General features: G+C 55.4%; 18 protein-coding genes. 7 read left to right on the top strand and 11 right to left on the bottom strand.

Features of this window, described 5'->3' with window-relative positions; all coding sequences use genetic code 11:
* Positions 1-79 precede the first annotated feature (79 nt).
* Both DVA43_RS12830 and DVA43_RS12825 read right to left on the bottom strand, forming a co-directional pair.
* Complete coding sequence (locus tag DVA43_RS12830; RefSeq protein WP_103824024.1) at positions 80-964, bottom strand: nucleoside-specific channel-forming protein Tsx; 885 nt, start codon at positions 962-964, stop codon at positions 80-82.
* A gap of 261 nt (positions 965-1,225) precedes the next feature.
* Positions 1,226-1,765, bottom strand: a complete 540-nt coding sequence (locus DVA43_RS12825; protein ID WP_114315770.1) for a DUF3251 domain-containing protein — start codon at positions 1,763-1,765, stop codon at positions 1,226-1,228.
* 153 nt (positions 1,766-1,918) lie between these two features.
* Between DVA43_RS12825 and nrdR the strand changes: the two genes are divergently transcribed.
* The 5 genes from nrdR (at position 1,919) to thiL (ending at position 5,528) form a co-directional block, all read left to right on the top strand.
* On the top strand, positions 1,919-2,368 hold the full coding sequence (gene nrdR, locus DVA43_RS12815; protein ID WP_103178462.1) for a transcriptional regulator NrdR: 450 nt from the start codon (positions 1,919-1,921) through the stop codon (positions 2,366-2,368).
* A gap of 4 nt (positions 2,369-2,372) precedes the next feature.
* Positions 2,373-3,476 carry a bifunctional diaminohydroxyphosphoribosylaminopyrimidine deaminase/5-amino-6-(5-phosphoribosylamino)uracil reductase RibD gene (gene ribD, locus DVA43_RS12810; protein WP_114315768.1) on the top strand — a complete coding sequence of 368 codons (1,104 nt, stop codon included), beginning with the start codon at positions 2,373-2,375 and terminating at the stop codon, positions 3,474-3,476.
* 90 nt (positions 3,477-3,566) lie between these two features.
* On the top strand, positions 3,567-4,037 hold the full coding sequence (ribE, locus tag DVA43_RS12805) for a 6,7-dimethyl-8-ribityllumazine synthase (protein ID WP_039032362.1): 471 nt from the start codon (positions 3,567-3,569) through the stop codon (positions 4,035-4,037).
* A 21-nt stretch (positions 4,038-4,058) separates the two neighbouring features.
* Positions 4,059-4,478, top strand: a complete 420-nt coding sequence (gene nusB, locus DVA43_RS12800; RefSeq protein WP_032616814.1) for a transcription antitermination factor NusB — start codon at positions 4,059-4,061, stop codon at positions 4,476-4,478.
* A 78-nt stretch (positions 4,479-4,556) separates the two neighbouring features.
* Positions 4,557-5,528: a thiamine-phosphate kinase gene (gene thiL / locus DVA43_RS12795; RefSeq protein WP_114315767.1), complete on the top strand. Its 972-nt coding sequence runs from the start codon at positions 4,557-4,559 to the stop codon at positions 5,526-5,528.
* Between the two features lie 62 nt (positions 5,529-5,590).
* Here the strand turns inward: thiL and DVA43_RS12790 are convergent, their stop codons facing one another.
* From DVA43_RS12790 to xseB, 4 genes are all read right to left on the bottom strand, one after another.
* The gene (locus DVA43_RS12790) at positions 5,591-6,565 is read right to left on the bottom strand and encodes an aldo/keto reductase (protein ID WP_114315766.1); all 975 of its coding nucleotides are present in this window, start codon (positions 6,563-6,565) and stop codon (positions 5,591-5,593) included.
* A gap of 65 nt (positions 6,566-6,630) precedes the next feature.
* Positions 6,631-8,493, bottom strand: a complete 1,863-nt coding sequence (gene dxs / locus DVA43_RS12785) for a 1-deoxy-D-xylulose-5-phosphate synthase (RefSeq protein WP_114315765.1) — start codon at positions 8,491-8,493, stop codon at positions 6,631-6,633.
* A gap of 24 nt (positions 8,494-8,517) precedes the next feature.
* The gene (gene ispA / locus DVA43_RS12780; RefSeq protein ID WP_114315764.1) at positions 8,518-9,417 is read right to left on the bottom strand and encodes a (2E,6E)-farnesyl diphosphate synthase; all 900 of its coding nucleotides are present in this window, start codon (positions 9,415-9,417) and stop codon (positions 8,518-8,520) included.
* The gene (gene xseB, locus DVA43_RS12775) at positions 9,418-9,660 is read right to left on the bottom strand and encodes an exodeoxyribonuclease VII small subunit (protein WP_103824033.1); all 243 of its coding nucleotides are present in this window, start codon (positions 9,658-9,660) and stop codon (positions 9,418-9,420) included.
* A 193-nt stretch (positions 9,661-9,853) separates the two neighbouring features.
* Between xseB and thiI the strand changes: the two genes are divergently transcribed.
* Positions 9,854-11,302, top strand: a complete 1,449-nt coding sequence (gene thiI, locus DVA43_RS12770) for a tRNA uracil 4-sulfurtransferase ThiI (RefSeq protein ID WP_103824034.1) — start codon at positions 9,854-9,856, stop codon at positions 11,300-11,302.
* An 83-nt stretch (positions 11,303-11,385) separates the two neighbouring features.
* Here the strand turns inward: thiI and yajL are convergent, their stop codons facing one another.
* Positions 11,386-11,979, bottom strand: a complete 594-nt coding sequence (yajL, locus tag DVA43_RS12765; protein WP_114315763.1) for a protein deglycase YajL — start codon at positions 11,977-11,979, stop codon at positions 11,386-11,388.
* Positions 11,942-12,853 carry a 2-dehydropantoate 2-reductase gene (panE, locus tag DVA43_RS12760; RefSeq protein ID WP_114315762.1) on the bottom strand — a complete coding sequence of 304 codons (912 nt, stop codon included), beginning with the start codon at positions 12,851-12,853 and terminating at the stop codon, positions 11,942-11,944. The genes yajL and panE overlap by 38 nt, the downstream gene beginning before the upstream one ends.
* A gap of 129 nt (positions 12,854-12,982) precedes the next feature.
* Between panE and DVA43_RS12755 the strand changes: the two genes are divergently transcribed.
* Entirely contained in the window at positions 12,983-13,474 is a 492-nt protein-coding gene (locus DVA43_RS12755) for a YajQ family cyclic di-GMP-binding protein (protein WP_103178471.1), read from the top strand.
* Between the two features lie 29 nt (positions 13,475-13,503).
* Here DVA43_RS12755 and DVA43_RS12750 read toward each other — a convergent pair whose 3' ends face one another.
* The 3 genes from DVA43_RS12750 to cyoE form a co-directional block, all read right to left on the bottom strand.
* Positions 13,504-14,865 (bottom strand): MFS transporter, encoded by a 1,362-nt coding sequence (locus DVA43_RS12750; protein WP_114315761.1) that lies wholly within the window; start codon positions 14,863-14,865, stop codon positions 13,504-13,506.
* A 270-nt stretch (positions 14,866-15,135) separates the two neighbouring features.
* Positions 15,136-15,468 carry a hypothetical protein gene (locus tag DVA43_RS12745; RefSeq protein ID WP_103824038.1) on the bottom strand — a complete coding sequence of 111 codons (333 nt, stop codon included), beginning with the start codon at positions 15,466-15,468 and terminating at the stop codon, positions 15,136-15,138.
* A gap of 253 nt (positions 15,469-15,721) precedes the next feature.
* Positions 15,722-16,609, bottom strand: a complete 888-nt coding sequence (cyoE, locus tag DVA43_RS12740) for a heme o synthase (protein ID WP_114315760.1) — start codon at positions 16,607-16,609, stop codon at positions 15,722-15,724.
* Between the last annotated feature and the right edge of the window lie 9 nt (positions 16,610-16,618).

Here is a 16,618-nt window from a genome sequence, read left to right as displayed (position 1 = left end):
AGACCGGTATTGTCATAAAAAAGCACCGAACGAGCATTTCGTCCGGTGCTTTGTTTTCAAGCTAGTCTTCTGGAACAGATCAGAAGTTGTAACCCACAACCAGGTAACCACCCCAGCCGGTAGAACGAACACTGAAGTCACCGTCGCCGAAGTTCAGGCTTGCGTCGTCGTTCCACTGACCACCGTTGTGCCAGTAACGGGCAACAACAGAGTAGTGCCAGTGATCGTAGTTCAGCGCCAGAATGTGGCTGGAGGCGATAGAGTCGTTGGTGCGCGCTTTCTTACCGTTCAGGTCACGGAAATCGTTGTCGCCCAGATCTGAACCCCAGTCAAAGTTGGTGAAGCCGATATAGCTCAGGTTACCGCCCCACAGCTGGGTGATTGGCACGAAGTATTTCACTTTGAAACGGTAGCCATCCCACTCGTTTTCATTCGCCGCGCCGTAGTTCTGCCACTGGTATTTCGCATAGACGTTCATGGACAGGCTCATCGGCAGACCGGTGTCGATGTCAGTACCCAGACCCATGTACCAGGTGCTCTGGCGACCGGACTTGTTGCGACCCATGTCGTAGATGTAGTTGTTCGCGAAGTACCACTCTTTGAACGGACCAAACGCCAGGCTGGTGCCGGTCAGCTTGTCGATAGAGAAGCGTGGTTCGATCTCCATGAACAGTGGGGAACCGTGGTTCCAGATACCTTTGGCGTCAGTGTTACCGCCGAAGAAGACTGGCGCATCCATGTAACCATAGAAATCAAACCAGTCTTTCTTGGCAAACGCTTCGTATTCCAGGTAGGTATCGTTGCGGATCTGCGGTCCAAAACGGGTGTGATAGCTGCCGACGACGTTAACGCTCTGGTGCCACCAGTCGGAGACGTACTCTGGTTTATCGTTTTCCGCTGCCTGCACAGAGAACGTAGAAGAGAGCGCCAGGACTGCACCGGCTGCGAGTAATGTTTTTTTCATAATAATGCCACTGATTTGAAATCCCTGACGGGAGTGAAAAAGGCGCGAATTGCGTTTCTAAATATTTCGTGTTTCTGGGAGCCTATTATAGGAATCCTTGCTCACAAAAATATGTGTTGTTTCACAGTTCTCTCACATACGTAATCGATTGCGTTCACGTTTGCGTATTTTTGACGGAGCGGATTGTAATAGCAAACATTTCTGTTGCCAATGTTTGTAACCAAAGAAGGGAGCGGAACGCGAACACGTTCCGCAGGGGGATTATTGCGCGACGGGCTGAATATCGTGGATGCGGATAAAGCCGAGCTGATCGGGCGTCATGCCGTTTAGCTGCAGTGGGATATCAATATCGCTGGGGGCCAGCACACTGGCCGGAGCATTAATGAGCTGGGTCTGAACGTTCAGCTCCTGGAAGCTGTCGGTCGTGCCCTGGATTTGGCCCCACTCTACGGTGGCGCTAAATGCTGGCAGCGGATCGTTGGATTCGCCCTGGATGCGCAGCGTGGCCCGAGTGCCATCAGCATTAGGCGCAACATTCATCAGCGACATACGCAGCGTGCCTATCTGGCTGTTCAGTCGGGCAGGGGTGTTTGACCCTGGCAGCAGATAGACGCCGCTGGTCGATTTAGCGTTCAGCGCATTCTGCTGGGTGATTTTGACGGTTTCCTGGTTGAGCTTGTTCATGGTCGTATTCAGCGAACTGATGCTCTGGTTCATCTGACGAACTTCGCTTTGCTGCGCGCAGGCGCTGAGGCTAAAGAGGCTTCCCACCAGCAGGATCCTCAGGTAACGTCTTGTCATGGCAATTATTTCCCTGAAATATCGGATTCTGCTAAGGGTAGTCAACGACGCAGACGTTCGTATAGATCCTTTATCTCAAAAACGCTCCTTCTTTGTTGTGAGGCCAGTTCGGGGTAAAATAGAGTTCAGTCAACCCGATAGTCAGGACACCGTATGCATTGCCCATTCTGTCTCGCCGTGGATACCAAAGTAATCGACTCCCGACTCGTGGGAGAGGGCTCGTCCGTGCGCCGCCGTCGGCAGTGCCTGGTGTGTAACGAACGTTTCACCACCTTTGAGGTGGCAGAGCTGGTGATGCCGCGTGTGGTGAAAAGTAACGACATCCGCGAACCGTTCAACGAAGAAAAACTGCGCAGCGGGATGCTTAAGGCACTGGAAAAACGGCCAGTGAGCGCAGATGACGTTGAAATGGCGCTTAATCACATCAAAACCCAGCTGCGCGCCACCGGCGAACGCGAAGTGCCGAGTAAAATGATCGGCAACCTGGTGATGGAGCAGCTCAAAAAGCTCGATAAAGTTGCCTATATCCGCTTTGCTTCCGTGTATCGCAGTTTCGAAGATATCAAAGAGTTCGGCGAAGAGATCGCCCGCCTACAGGATTAAGCCCATGCTGGATGAGATTTACATGGCGCGAGCGCTCAAGCTGGCGCAACGCGGGCGTTTTACCACCCATCCCAATCCAAATGTCGGCTGCGTCATTGTGAAGGATGGCGAGATCGTCGGGGAAGGTTTTCACTACCGTGCCGGTGAGCCGCATGCCGAAGTCCATGCCCTGCGCATGGCCGGCGAGAAGGCGCGGGGCGCAACCGCCTACGTCACGCTGGAGCCTTGTAGCCATCATGGCCGAACCCCGCCTTGCTGCGATGCCCTGATTGCCGCTGGCGTTTCACGGGTTGTGGCGGCGATGCAGGATCCTAATCCGCAGGTAGCCGGGCGCGGTCTGTACCGCCTTCAGGAGGCTGGGATCGAGGTCAGCCACGGCCTGATGATGAGTGAAGCCGAACGCCTGAATAAAGGTTTTCTCAAGCGGATGCGGACCGGTTTCCCTTACGTGCAGTTGAAACTTGGCGCGTCGCTGGATGGCCGCACGGCAATGGCCAGCGGTGAAAGCCAGTGGATCACCTCCCCACAGGCAAGGCGCGATGTGCAACGTCTGCGCGCGCAAAGCCATGCTATCCTCACCACGCATGCCACCGTGCTGGCCGACGATCCTGCGCTGACCGTGCGCTGGGATGAGCTAAACGCGGATACTCAGGCACTCTATCCGCAAGAGAATTTACGCCAGCCGCTGCGGATTGTGGTCGACCGACAGAATCTTGTTACCCCTGAGCACCGCATTGCGCAGCAGCCAGGCGAGACCTGGTTTGCCCGCACTCAGGAAGATGCGCGCAGCTGGCCGGAAGGCGTGCGCACCATTCTGGTGCCGGAGCATAAAGGACATCTCGATTTAGTGGTGCTGATGATGCTGCTGGGCAAACAGCAGATCAACAGCATCTGGGTCGAAGCTGGCCCGACGTTCGCCGGGGCGCTGTTGCAGGCGGGGCTGGTGGATGAGCTGATCGTCTATCTTGCGCCTAAACTGTTAGGCAGCGACGCGCGCGGCCTGTGCGCCTTGCCAGGGCTGGAAAAACTGGCGGATGCACCGGCATTTAGCTTCAGCGAAATACGTCCGGTTGGGCCGGATGTCTGTCTTCACCTGAACACCGCGTAAGGCTTGCCTAAATAGGGAAGCAGTGCGCAAAATATTATGATAAAATCCGCCCCCCTGCGGGGCCACCAAATGAACCCGTTAAGGAAGAGTATGAACATTATTGAAGCAGCCGTTGCTACCCCGGACGCTCGCGTCGCCATCACCATTGCGCGTTTCAACAACTTCATCAACGACAGCCTGCTGGATGGCGCGATTGACGCCCTGAAACGTATCGGCCAGGTGAAAGACGAAAACATTACCGTTGTCTGGGTTCCGGGTGCTTACGAACTGCCACTGGCAGCGGGCGCACTGGCGAAAACCGGCAAATACGATGCGGTAATCGCACTGGGTACGGTGATTCGTGGCGGTACCGCGCACTTTGAATATGTTGCGGGTGGAGCAAGCAACGGTCTGGCGCACGTGGCGCAGGATGCAGAAATTCCTGTCGCGTTCGGCGTACTCACCACTGAAAGTATTGAACAAGCCATCGAACGTGCTGGCACCAAAGCCGGTAACAAAGGTGCAGAAGCTGCACTGACCGCGCTTGAAATGATCAATGTATTGAAAGCCATCAAGGCCTGATTTTTTTGTAAGGGGAATTCCGTGAAACCTGCTGCTCGTCGCCGCGCCCGTGAATGTGCCGTTCAGGCACTTTACTCCTGGCAGTTGTCCCAGAACGACATCGCTGATGTTGAATACCAGTTCCTGGCGGAACAAGACGTCAAAGACGTTGACGTCGTGTACTTCCGTGAACTGCTGTCGGGAGTGGCGACTAATAGCGCGTATCTCGACGGTCTGATGAAGCCGTACCTCTCCCGTCTGCTCGAAGAGCTGGGCCAGGTTGAAAAAGCGGTGCTGCGTATCGCACTGTTTGAGTTGTCTAAACGTGACGATGTGCCTTACAAAGTGGCCATCAACGAAGCGATCGAACTGGCGAAAACCTTCGGTGCTGAAGACAGCCACAAATTTGTGAATGGCGTGCTGGATAAAGCTGCACCTGCGATCCGTCCCCGTAAAAAGTGATCCGCAAGCCGGAGTGTCGTACTGCCTTTGGGTGGTGCGGGCTCCGGTTTTTTTATTTTCTTTGCTGAGGCATAACGTATGGCATGTGGCGAATTTTCCCTGATTGCCCGTTATTTTGACCGAGTCAGAAGCTCGCGTCGCGATGTGGAAACCGGCATCGGCGACGACTGTGCACTTCTCAACATCCCCGAAAAACAGACGCTGGCGATTAGCACCGACACCCTGGTGTGCGGTAACCATTTCCTGCCGGATATTGATCCTGCCGATCTGGCGTACAAAGCGCTGGCGGTAAACGCGAGCGATCTGGCGGCAATGGGGGCCGATCCGGCGTGGTTAACCCTGGCGCTGACCCTGCCAGAGGTCGATGAAAGCTGGCTTGAGGCCTTCAGCGACGCGCTGTTTGAACAGCTTAACTACTACGATATGCAGCTGATCGGCGGCGACACGACCGCCGGGCCGCTGTCGATGACCCTGGCGATCCACGGTTACGTACCGGCAGGCCGCGCGCTGAAACGCGCTGGCGCGAAGCCGGGCGACTGGATTTATGTCACCGGTACGCCGGGTGACAGCGCGGCAGGGCTGGCGATTTTGCAGAAGCGCCTGATGGTAGAAAACGCCGATGACGCGGCCTATTTCGTGCAACGCCATCTGCGCCCGACGCCGCGTATTCTGCACGGTCAGGCGCTGCGCGATCGCGCCAGTTCAGCTATCGATCTCTCCGATGGCCTGATCTCCGATCTGGGCCATATCCTGAAAGCCAGCGGCGTGGGCGCGCGGATCGACCTCGATCTCTTCCCGCTCTCTGAGGCGATGCGCAGGCATGTGGAGCCAGAGCAGGCGCTGCGTTGGGCGCTCTCCGGCGGGGAAGATTATGAGCTGTGCTTTACCGTACCCGAGCTGAACCGCGGCACGCTGGATGTGGCGTTAGCCAATCTGGGGGCTGGGTTTACCTGTATCGGCCAGATTATGCCGGAGAGCGAAGGGCTGCAATTTGTGCAGAACGGCGAGCCGGTGACGCTCGACTGGAAAGGTTACGACCACTTCGCGTAACGTTGTGCGGCTTGTATTGCCGGGTGGCGCTGCGCTTACCCGGCCTACAAATGCGTTCACATCTATTTAAAACCCACCACCGGATGCTCCTTGTACGGTGTCTCCAGCTCGGCAATCTGCTCCGGCGTCAGAGTGATGTCCACGGCGTTGATCAGCTCATCCAGCTGCTCTTCCCGCGAGGCACCGATAATCGGTGCGGCTACGCCCCGTTTGCTCAGCACCCATGCCAACGCCACCTGGGCGCGCGTCACGCCAAGATCCTCGGCAACGCCCGTTAAGCGCTCAGCGATTTGCGCGTTGTTGGCCTCGGTTTCGTCATAGAGCGTTTTGCCAAATTCGTCGGACACCGAGCGGGCAGTGGTTTCGCCCCACGGACGGGTTAAACGCCCGCGCGCCAGCGGACTCCACGGGATCACCGCCACGCCATGCTGATAGCAGAGGGGCAGCATCTCACGCTCTTCTTCGCGGTAGATAAGATTGTAGTGATCCTGCATGGTGACGAACGGTGCCCAGCCGTGTTGTTCCTGTAATGCCAGCGCTTCGGCAAACTGCGCGGCATGCATCGACGAGGCACCGATATAGCGCGCCTTACCTGCTCTGACGACGTCATTCAGCGCTTCCAGTGTCTCTTCGATCGGGGTGTTGTAATCCCAGCGGTGGATTTGCAGCAGGTCGACGTAATCCATGTTCAGACGACGCAGGCTGTCATCAATGGAGCGCAGGATCTGCGCCCGGGAGAGGCCTTCCGGCAGATCGCCTACCTGATGGTAAACCTTGGTGGCAACCACCACCTCCTCGCGGCGGGCAAAATCGCGCAGCGCCCGGCCAACGATCTCTTCGCTGCTGCCGTCGGAGTAGCTGTTGGCGGTATCAAAGAAGTTAATGCCGCCTTCGAGGGCGTGTTTGATGATCGGACGGCTGCTCTCTTCCGGCAACGTCCAGGCGTGTTTACCCCGGTCCGGTTCACCAAAGGTCATGCAGCCCAGGCAAAGACGGGAAACCTTAAGATCCGTTTTTCCTAATGTATTGTATTGCATGGTTCCACTCCTGCTGTTTGCTTAAAACGTACCGTTAAGCATAGCAGGAGCGGAAAGGGGAGGGATTATGCCAGCCAGGCGGCGATGCGCGCTTCGATACCTGCGGCATCCAGGCCGATTTCGGCGCGTGCTTCGTCCTGGGTGCCCTGCGGAATAAAGTGATCCGGCAGGCCGAGGTTCAGAACAGGCACTGCTTTACGCTTCGCCATCAGCACTTCGTTCACGCCGCTGCCCGCGCCGCCCATAATCGCATTCTCTTCGAGTGTGATCAGTGCTTCGTGCGCAGATGCCATCTCCAGGATCAGCGCCTCATCGAGCGGTTTCACAAAGCGCATATCCACCAGCGTCGCGTTAAGGGATTCCGCCACTTTTGCCGCTTCTGGCATCAGCGTACCGAAGTTGAGGATCGCCAGCTTTTCACCGCGACGTTTGACGACGCCTTTACCAATCGGCAGTTTTGCCAGCGGCTCGAGAGTAACGCCAACCGCGTTACCGCGCGGATAACGCACGGCCGTTGGGCCATCCTGATAGTGATAGCCGGTGAACAGCATCTGACGACATTCGTTCTCGTCGCTCGGGGTCATCACCACCATATCCGGAATACAGCGCAAGAAGGAGAGATCGAACGCCCCCTGGTGCGTCTGGCCGTCGGCACCGACAATGCCCGCCCGGTCAATGGCGAACAGCACCGGCAGTTTCTGGATCGCGACGTCGTGGATCACCTGATCATAGGCGCGCTGCAGGAAGGTGGAGTAGATCGCCACGACCGGCTTATAACCGCCAATTGCCAGGCCCGCGGCAAAGGTCACCGCATGTTGCTCGGCAATGGCGACATCAAAATACTGGGTCGGGTATTTGCGGGAAAACTCGACCATGCCGGAGCCTTCGCGCATCGCCGGGGTCACAGCCATCAGCTTGCTGTCTTTGGCGGCGGTTTCGCACAGCCAGTCACCGAAGATTTTCGAATAGCTCGGCATGCCGCCGCTGCTTTTTGGCAGGCAGCCGCTGGTATGATCGAACTTAGGTACCGCGTGGAAAGTGATCGGATCTTTTTCCGCCGGTTCATAACCACGACCTTTTTTGGTCATGATATGCAGGAATTGCGGGCCTTTCAGGTCGCGCATGTTTTTCAGCGTGGAGACCAGCCCCAGTACGTCATGCCCGTCTACCGGGCCGATGTAGTTAAAGCCCAGCTCCTCAAACAGCGTGCCGGGAACCACCATCCCTTTGATGTGCTCTTCGGTGCGCTTCAGCAGCTCTTTAATGGGTGGCACGCCGGAGAGCACTTTTTTGCCGCCTTCACGCAGGGTGGAGTAGAGCTTGCCGGAGAGCAGATTCGCCAGGTGGTTGTTCAGCGCCCCGACATTTTCAGAAATCGACATCTCGTTGTCATTGAGGATAACCAGCATGTCTGGTTTGATATCACCCGCGTGGTTCATCGCCTCAAAGGCCATCCCGGCGGTGATCGCGCCATCGCCAATGACGCAGACGGTGCGGCGCTGTTTGCCCTCTTTAGCCGCCGCGACGGCTACCCCGATCCCGGCAGAAATCGAGGTGGAGGAGTGGCCGACGCTCAGCACGTCGTACTCGCTTTCGCCTCGCCAAGGGAACGGATGCAGGCCGCCTTTCTGGCGAATCGTGCCAATTTTATCGCGGCGGCCGGTAAGAATTTTGTGCGGATAAGCCTGATGGCCTACGTCCCAGATCAGCTGATCGAACGGGGTGTTGTAGACATAATGCAGCGCCACGGTGAGCTCCACCGTGCCAAGCCCGGAGGCGAAATGGCCGCTGGAGCGGCTTACGCTGTCGAGCAGATAGCGACGCAGCTCGTCGCACAGCTTCGGCAGGCTCTCTTTCGGCAACAGACGTAACTCCTGGGTGGAGTCAACCAACGCCAGTGTCGGGTATTTGGCAATATCAAAACTCATCAGAGACTCATCGTGGTTTTTTCGTTATTTATCACGCTGGATTATATAGTCCGCTAGCGCTTCCAGTGCCGAGGTATCCAGTGACTGCGCAGCCAGTTGCTCAAGCGACTGACGGGCATCCGCAATCAGGTCCCGGGCTTTTTGTCGGGCTTGCTCAAGGCCCAGAAGGGCGGGATAGGTACTTTTGCCAAGCTGCTGATCGGCACCCTGACGTTTACCCAATGTTGCAGTATCGCCCACGACATCCAGAATGTCATCCTGAACCTGGAATGCTAAACCGATACTTTCTGCGTAGCGATCCAGAATCGGCAAGGCTTCGCGTCCTCGCTCACCCGCGCTCAGCGCCCCCAGACGAACGGCGGCGCGAATCAGTGCCCCGGTCTTGTGACGATGAATGCGCTCCAGCTGTTCCAGATTAACCTGACGGCCTTCCGCCTCCAGATCCAACGCCTGACCGCCGCACATACCGGCAACACCGCTGGCCATCGCCAGCTCCGAAACCATCGCCAGACGGTCGCGATCCGCCACTTCCACCATCGGTGCATCGCTCAGGATCGAAAACGCCAGCGTTTGCAGGGCATCGCCTGCCAGAATGGCATTCGCTTCGCCAAACTTAATATGGCAGGTTGGTTGCCCGCGGCGCAGATCGTCATCGTCCATCGCCGGGAGATCGTCATGGATCAGCGAATAGGCATGAACACACTCTACCGCAGCGGCCGGGGCATCCAGCGTATCCAGACTGATATCGAACATTCTGCCGGTGGCATAGACCAGAAAAGGACGCAGGCGCTTACCGCCTAACAGTGCGCCATAATGCATGGCCTCAACCAGTGGAGTGTTCTGAAAAGGCTGTGGTTCTATAAAACGGCGCAGTGCGTCGTTAGCTCGCTCGACACACGCCTGAAGCTGGTTCGAAAAATCCATCTACTCGGCATCCGGGGTGAAGGGTGTGGTGGCAGCGTTTTCATTGTCGGAGAGCAGGATCTGCACGCGCTGTTCCGCCTGTTGCAGCTTTACCTGGCCCTGGCGCGCCAGCTGCACGCCGCGTTCGAATTCATTAAGCGCCTCTTCTAACGGCAGGTCGCCGCTTTCCAGACGGGTAACGATTTGCTCCAGTTCACTCAGCGCAGTTTCGAAACTGGCGGGTGCATCGTTTTTCTTCGGCATAGTGAATGTCTGACTCTCAGTTTTTTATCCCTGATATGGTATCGGACTCAGGGTAATTATCAAATAACGCGCAATGTGCACAGGAGGCGCCTGATGGTGGTATACTTGCGCGCCTGGAAGCAGCCTTCGGTTAAAGGGGCTGCTGTACTTTTCCATTTCAAGCTTAAATGCTTGCCAAAGAAACATTGCCGCCATGAAGTTTATCATTAAATTGTTCCCGGAAATCACCATCAAAAGCCAATCTGTGCGTTTGCGCTTTATTAAAATTTTAACCGGGAACATTCGTAACGTTCTGAAGCACTACGACGAGACCCTTGCCGTCGTGCGTCACTGGGATCATGTTGAAGTCCGCGCTAAAGATGAAAACAAGCGCCTGGACATTCGTGATGCCTTAACCCGCATCCCGGGGATCCACCATATTCTGGAAGTGGAAGATGTTCCATTCACTTCCCTGCACGACATCTTCGAAAAAGCGCTGGCGCAGTATCGCGATCAGATCGAAGGCAAAACTTTCTGCGTACGCGCCAAGCGTCGCGGTAAACATGAGTTTAGCTCGATTGAAGTAGAACGTTACGTAGGTGGCGGTCTGAATCAGCACGTTGAATCAGCGCGCGTACGTCTGACCAACCCGGAAGTGACCGTTCACCTTGAAATCGAAAACGACCGTCTGCTGCTGATTAAGGGGCGCTATGAAGGGATTGGCGGTTTCCCGATTGGTACTCAGGAAGATGTGCTGTCGCTGATCTCCGGCGGTTTCGACTCCGGCGTTTCCAGCTATATGCTGATGCGTCGCGGCTGCCGCGTACACTACTGCTTCTTTAACCTTGGCGGTGCTGCCCATGAAATTGGCGTGCGTCAGGTTGCGCACTATCTCTGGAACCGTTTCGGCAGCTCCCACCGCGTGCGTTTTGTCGCGATTAACTTTGAACCTGTGGTGGGTGAAATCCTCGAAAAAGTGGACGACGGCCAGATGGGCGTGGTGCTGAAGCGCATGATGGTGCGTGCGGCCTCGAAAGTCGCTGAACGCTATGGCGTACAGGCGCTGGTGACCGGCGAAGCGCTGGGTCAGGTCTCCAGCCAGACCCTGACCAACCTGCGTCTGATCGACAATGTGTCGGATACGCTGATCCTGCGTCCGCTGATCTCTCATGATAAAGAGCACATCATCGACCTGGCGCGTGAGATCGGTACCGAAGACTTTGCCCGCACCATGCCAGAATACTGCGGCGTGATCTCGAAGAGCCCAACCGTAAAAGCGGTGAAGGCGAAGATCGAAGCGGAGGAAGAGAACTTCGATTTCTCCATTCTTGATAAAGTGGTGGAGGAAGCCTCTAACATTGATATCCGCGAAATCGCCCAGCAGACCGAGCAGGAAGTCGTCGAAGTGGAGACCGTTAACGGTTTCGGCCCGGATGACGTGCTGCTGGATATCCGCTCCGTTGATGAACAGGATGCGAAGCCGTTTGAGCCGGAGGGAGTAGAAGTGGCCTCACTGCCGTTCTACAAGCTGAGCACCAAATTTGGCGATCTCGATAAGAGCAAAACCTATCTGCTGTGGTGTGAGCGCGGGGTGATGAGCCGTCTGCAGGCGCTCTATCTGCGCGAGCAGGGCTTTACCAATGTGAAGGTGTATCGCCCGTAGTGGTTGTGCCGGGTGGCGGCTACGCCTTACCCGGCCTACTCGTGCTTTGTAGGCCCGGCAAGCGTAGCGCCGCCGGGCAATTTCTACGCTTCGTAATAATTATAAATTCCCGCCGCCATCACCAGCGATGAGGCCACTTCATACGCTTTTTCACGCCCGACCAGCAGCTCAATAATCTTCAGCGCAAAATCAATCGAGGTACCTGGCCCCTGGCTGGTGAGCAGGTTGACGCGCGGATCCCAGACCATACGTTTGTCCACCCATTGCTCTTCGGGAATGCGATCTTTCAGCGTCGGGAAACCGGTCATATTGCCAAGCGGGAAGATATTGTGCGGAACCAGCACCGTAGCCGCCGCCGCGCAAATGGCCGCGACGATCCGCCCGGAATGGTGGAACTGCCTGACCGTCTCGACCAGCAGCGGGCTGTCGCGGAAACACTCGGCGCCCTTCAGGCCACCCGGCAGGACAATAACGTCGTAATCACCGTCGGCGACTTCCACCAGCGGGGCATCTGCCACAATCTTCACCCCACGAGAGCAGGTAATAACCAGGTTGCCATCGCTGGCGACGCTTGCCGTTGTGACGCTAATCCCGGCGCGAACCAGCAGATCGATGGTGGTGACCGCTTCGGTCTCTTCGCTACCAGGGGCGAGGCATACCAGTGCCGACGCGCTCATACTCACTCTCCTTACGTTTAACCTGTTCATACAGACGGACATTTTCCGGCACGCTGATACCGTGCGCCCGGGCGCGTTTTAACAGGTAACCGGTAATGTAGTCAATTTCAGTATGGCGCAGGGCGCGGATATCCTGCAGCATCGAGGAGATATTCTGTGCGGTACTCTCAATGACCTCTTCGACGTAATAGCGAATGTCCTCTTCCGAGGTGTGAATGCCTTCCCGCTCCACCACCGCGGCCACCTCGGCGCACAGGGTTGCCACTTCCTCAGGGTGATGTTTAAGCTCACCGTTCGGGCAATTCAGCAGGGCAGTCAGCGGATTGATCACGCAGTTTACCGCCAGCTTGCGCCACATCTGTGGGCGAATGTTATCGTGCCAGGCGACATCCGGCAGCACCTGCTGAAAGCGATCCGCCAGATAACTGTAGTCGCCCGCCTGGTCTCGGGCAGGGCCGATATGCGTCATGCCGCTGGCGACATGAACAATCACATTGCCATCCCGGCGGGCAGCATGGGTGGTGATTGCCATCAGCAGCGGCTGGTGAATGTGTCTGAGCTCTTCAATGGTGCCCATGCCGTTGTGTAGCAACATGATCGGGGAAGTGCGGGGGAGGGTGGTTGCCAGCGCCCGGACCGCATCGGAAACCTGCCAGGCTTTCAGGGTGACCAGCAGCAGATCGCTTTGCGCCAGAAAATCAGGATAGTTAGCGATAAGAGATTCGTTAAAGATACTCCCATCTTCTTCAATCACGTTTACACTGCAATAGGGCTGTGGCACGCGCAGCCAGCCCTGTACTTCATGCCCATGTTTGCAAAGTGCGGTGAGCCAAAGTTGTCCCAATGCCCCGCATCCGAGCACGGTAATTTTCATCGTTCCTCCTCACCTGCAACTGCGCCAGGTGTTACAGCATTTAGTATAGCGTCGACAACTAAGCTTCTGTTGAGTTATGCCTCGTAGCGGGTATTATGCAACGCAACAAAAGTGAAGGGAGAAGAAAAGATGCCATCTTTCGATATTGTTTCCGAAGTTGATATCCAGGAAGTACGTAACGGCGTGGACAACGCCAGCCGCGAGGTTGAGTCTCGCTTCGATTTTCGTGGTGTTGAGGCTTCATTTGAGCTGAATGATGCAAATAAGACGATTAAAGTGCTGAGTGAGTCTGATTTCCAGGTGAATCAGCTGCTGGATATCCTGCGTGCCAAGCTGCTGAAGCGCGGCATTGAGGGGACGTCTCTGGATGTACCGGAGGATTTTGTCCACAGCGGTAAAACCTGGTTTGTTGAAGCCAAACTGAAGCAGGGCATTGAAAGCGCGGTTCAGAAGAAGATCGTTAAGCTCATCAAAGACAGCAAGCTGAAGGTACAGGCGCAGATCCAGGGCGAAGAGATTCGTGTAACCGGGAAATCCCGCGACGATCTGCAGAGCGTGATGGCGCTGGTACGCGGCGGCGATCTCGGCCAGCCGTTCCAGTTCAAGAACTTCCGCGATTAAGAAAATGCCCGGCTTAGCCGGGCATTTTTTCAGGCTCTCAGTGCCTGTTCAACTTCGAAGCGGTTTGTCACTTTACTGTCGATTTTGACATACAAACTGCGCTCCTCAGGCACCAGTAATACCTCACTGACACCCTCTTTGGCTTCAAGTCGCTGTTTTAAGGCATCGCTGATATTCACATCAGACGGAATTTCCACCCGCAGGCTGCTGACATACTTCGGTTCTTTCATGGTGCTGGCGACCAGCAGCCAGAGTGTTGCCAGCAGCGCACCTGCAAGGAAAACGGTTTGCGAATCGAACATGCCATCGACCCAGCCCCCCAGAGAGCCGCCGATTGCCACACCGATAAACTGGCTGGTGGAGTAGATCCCCATTGCCGTGCCTTTATAGCCTGCCGGGGATTCTTTACTGATCAGGGACGGCAGCAGGGCTTCCATCAGGTTGAACGCAAGGAAGAACAGCTGCACACCTGCAACCAGCTCCCAGAAGTGCGGGCCTGAGCCCCACAACACAATTTCCGCAATCAACAACAGAGCGACGCAGGTGATAAAGACGCGCTTCATCCGGCGCTTCACTTCGGCATAAATAATAAACGGCACCACGGAGACAAACGAGATGAGCATGGTCACCAGGTAGATTTTCCAGTGCTCGGCTGCGGGGAAACCCGCTGCGGCAAGCTGGCCGGGGAGGGCGACGAAGGTGGACATCAGCAAAATGTGCAGGCACATAATGCCGAAGTTGAGCTTCAGCAGGCGCGGCTCAACCAGCACTTTGCTGAAGCAGCCCTTAACCATTCCCGATTCGCGGTTCAGCACATGGTTTTTGCTGTCCGGCACTACCCATATCGTCAGGGCGATACCCAGCGTCGCCAGGACGGCAATCATCCAGAACAAGGCATGTAGCCCAAGAGCATGAGTGATGATCGGGCCCAGCACCATGGCGATGGCAAAGGTCACGCCGAAGCTGACGCCGATAAAGGCCATCGCTTTGGTGCGGTTCTGTTCACGGGTCAGATCGGACAGGAGCGCCATCACGGCGGCGGCGATGGCACCGGAGCCCTGCAGCGCGCGACTGAGAATAATGCCCCAGATAGAGTGGGAGAGGGCGGCAATCACGCTACCGGCGACAAACACCAGCAGCCCGCCGACGATTAACGGTTTGCGGCCGACGCGATCGGAGAGCAGGCCAAAGGGGATCTGAAATATTGCCTGCGCAAGGCCGTAAATGCCGATGGCAAGGCCAATCAACGCCTCGCTTGCGCCCTGTAACGCCATGCCGTATGTCGTCAGGACTGGCAGAACCATAAACATGCCGAGCATGCGCAGTGAAAAAACCGTCCCCAAACCCCAGGTAGCGCGTAGCTCGCCCGGCGTCATTTTATAGTCGTTCATTACCACCTCTGTCTAAAAAGCGCGTCCAGTGTAGTCTGAGAGCGGGACGGGGTAAACAGAGCGATGATAAACAATTATTTCTGGAGTTAATGATTCCTGCGATTAAACCGGGGGCAGGGTGATTAATTTTTTTCTATCACGTTAATAGAGAGAGGAACGGTAGTTCACGACAAAAAGAGCAGTAATAATTATAAAAAAATAAAAGGGGATTTAATAAATTTAAAAGTCTAGAGTCAGGGGCAAAGCCCCTGACTCTATATTCATAGCGAATTACGCGTTGGCGCCATCCAGGAAGCTGTTCCAGCTAGAGGAAGCATTATCCTTAAATTCGGACCAGTTTTTACCGGCAGTGTCGGTAAATTTATTCCAGCTGTTAGCACCATTGGTAAGGAAACCATTCCAGTTTGAATCACCCTTCAGGAAATCACCAAACGCAGTGGCGCTTTCAGCGACGAAGTCAGCGAATGCTGCACCGGAGTTCAGGGCGAAGGTACCAAAGCTCTGAGACGCATTAGCCAGGAAGCTGTTGAAACCGCTTAACGCGCCGAACAGGTTAAAACCGCCGGATACGAACTGAATTTCTTGAACTGATAATTCTTTCATTTTGTATTTCCTTATGGAATGAAATTAATAGGTGGGCTAATTACCCACGGCGAAGATTACCATTGGTCCATATCGTTGGGTAGTTAATATTATTTGCAGCAGTTTATATGTTCTCTTTTTGGCTTGATCGATATTTTGTTTATATTTATATGCCGTGAATTATTTGTCTTTAATATAAAAATAGCCCGCGACCGTTAAGGTGGCGGGCTATTTTATGCTTACGTCTGGCGGGCAAACGTAAGGTTATTAAAACTTACCAGACGTAAGTCAGCAGGTTATGTGAATCCGGCACCATAAAATCTACAGACATCATGACGCTCAGTGCGGTAATGGCGATGATGGAGAAGCCGAACAGCTTACGCGCCCAGACTTTATCATCTTCCACTTTATAACCGCGCAGCGCCATGCCGAGCCACCAGACGCTTACCGCTGCAGCCACGACCAGATATTTATATCCGGCGTAACCGCCCAGGGAGAGCATCAGCGTAGCCACCGCAAAAGCGATGATATAGAGCGTGATATGGTTCTTGGCGACGGAGATGCCTTTCACCACCGGCAGAACCGGGATGTTCGCAGCCTGATAATCCTTAAAGCGGAAAATCGCAATGGCGTAGGAGTGCGGCATCTGCCACAGGCTAAAGATAGCCAGCAGGATGAGCGCACCGCTGTCGAACTCGTTGGTGACTGCGCAGTAGCCAATCACCGGCGGCGCAGCGCCGGAGAGAGAACCAATCAACGTGCCGTAGACGGAGTGACGCTTCATATACAGGCTATAGACGCCCACATAAACCACGAAACCCATCACCCCCAGCCAACAAGCCAGAGGATTGGCGCCGAACCACAGCAGCATAAAGCCAGCAATACCCAGCAAGGTGGCGTACACCAGCGAGACGGCAGGAGACATCAGGCCTTTTACCAGCACCCGATTTTTCGTCCTTTCCATCTTCCTGTCGATATCCATGTCGATGTAGTTGTTAAATACACAACCGGACGCAACCACCAGTGACACCCCAATCAGCGTGGAGATAAAGAGGGCGTAATCGATGCTGCCTTTAGAAGCCAGCAGGAACCCTCCGATCACCGAGATCAGGTTGCCAAAGATGATGCCTGGTTTTGTTACTTGCAGGTATTGCTTAAACATACTCGCCGC

The sequence above is a fragment of the Leclercia sp. W6 genome, assembly GCF_003336345.1.
Classification (GTDB): domain Bacteria; phylum Pseudomonadota; class Gammaproteobacteria; order Enterobacterales; family Enterobacteriaceae; genus Enterobacter.
The sequence above is the reverse complement of the archived record's forward strand: the minus strand, read 5'-3'. Positions and strand labels throughout refer to the sequence as shown.

Bases quoted from the DNA above. Each gene is read 5' to 3' on its own strand.
- yajL (WP_114315763.1), bottom strand. From the start codon at position 11,979: ATGAGCGCGTCGGCACTGGTATGCCTCGCCCCTGGTAGCGAAGAGACC.
- thiI (WP_103824034.1), top strand. From the start codon at position 9,854: ATGAAGTTTATCATTAAATTGTTCCCGGAAATCACCATCAAAAGCCAA.
- ispA (WP_114315764.1), bottom strand. From the start codon at position 9,417: ATGGATTTTTCGAACCAGCTTCAGGCGTGTGTCGAGCGAGCTAACGAC.
- DVA43_RS12830 (WP_103824024.1), bottom strand. From the start codon at position 964: ATGAAAAAAACATTACTCGCAGCCGGTGCAGTCCTGGCGCTCTCTTCT.
- dxs (WP_114315765.1), bottom strand. From the start codon at position 8,493: ATGAGTTTTGATATTGCCAAATACCCGACACTGGCGTTGGTTGACTCC.
- thiL (WP_114315767.1), top strand. From the start codon at position 4,557: ATGGCATGTGGCGAATTTTCCCTGATTGCCCGTTATTTTGACCGAGTC.
- xseB (WP_103824033.1), bottom strand. From the start codon at position 9,660: ATGCCGAAGAAAAACGATGCACCCGCCAGTTTCGAAACTGCGCTGAGT.
- DVA43_RS12750 (WP_114315761.1), bottom strand. From the start codon at position 14,865: ATGAACGACTATAAAATGACGCCGGGCGAGCTACGCGCTACCTGGGGT.
- ribE (WP_039032362.1), top strand. From the start codon at position 3,567: ATGAACATTATTGAAGCAGCCGTTGCTACCCCGGACGCTCGCGTCGCC.
- ribD (WP_114315768.1), top strand. From the start codon at position 2,373: ATGCTGGATGAGATTTACATGGCGCGAGCGCTCAAGCTGGCGCAACGC.
- DVA43_RS12790 (WP_114315766.1), bottom strand. From the start codon at position 6,565: ATGCAATACAATACATTAGGAAAAACGGATCTTAAGGTTTCCCGTCTT.
- DVA43_RS12745 (WP_103824038.1), bottom strand. From the start codon at position 15,468: ATGAAAGAATTATCAGTTCAAGAAATTCAGTTCGTATCCGGCGGTTTT.
- panE (WP_114315762.1), bottom strand. From the start codon at position 12,853: ATGAAAATTACCGTGCTCGGATGCGGGGCATTGGGACAACTTTGGCTC.
- DVA43_RS12825 (WP_114315770.1), bottom strand. From the start codon at position 1,765: ATGACAAGACGTTACCTGAGGATCCTGCTGGTGGGAAGCCTCTTTAGC.
- DVA43_RS12755 (WP_103178471.1), top strand. From the start codon at position 12,983: ATGCCATCTTTCGATATTGTTTCCGAAGTTGATATCCAGGAAGTACGT.
- cyoE (WP_114315760.1), bottom strand. From the start codon at position 16,609: ATGTTTAAGCAATACCTGCAAGTAACAAAACCAGGCATCATCTTTGGC.
- nrdR (WP_103178462.1), top strand. From the start codon at position 1,919: ATGCATTGCCCATTCTGTCTCGCCGTGGATACCAAAGTAATCGACTCC.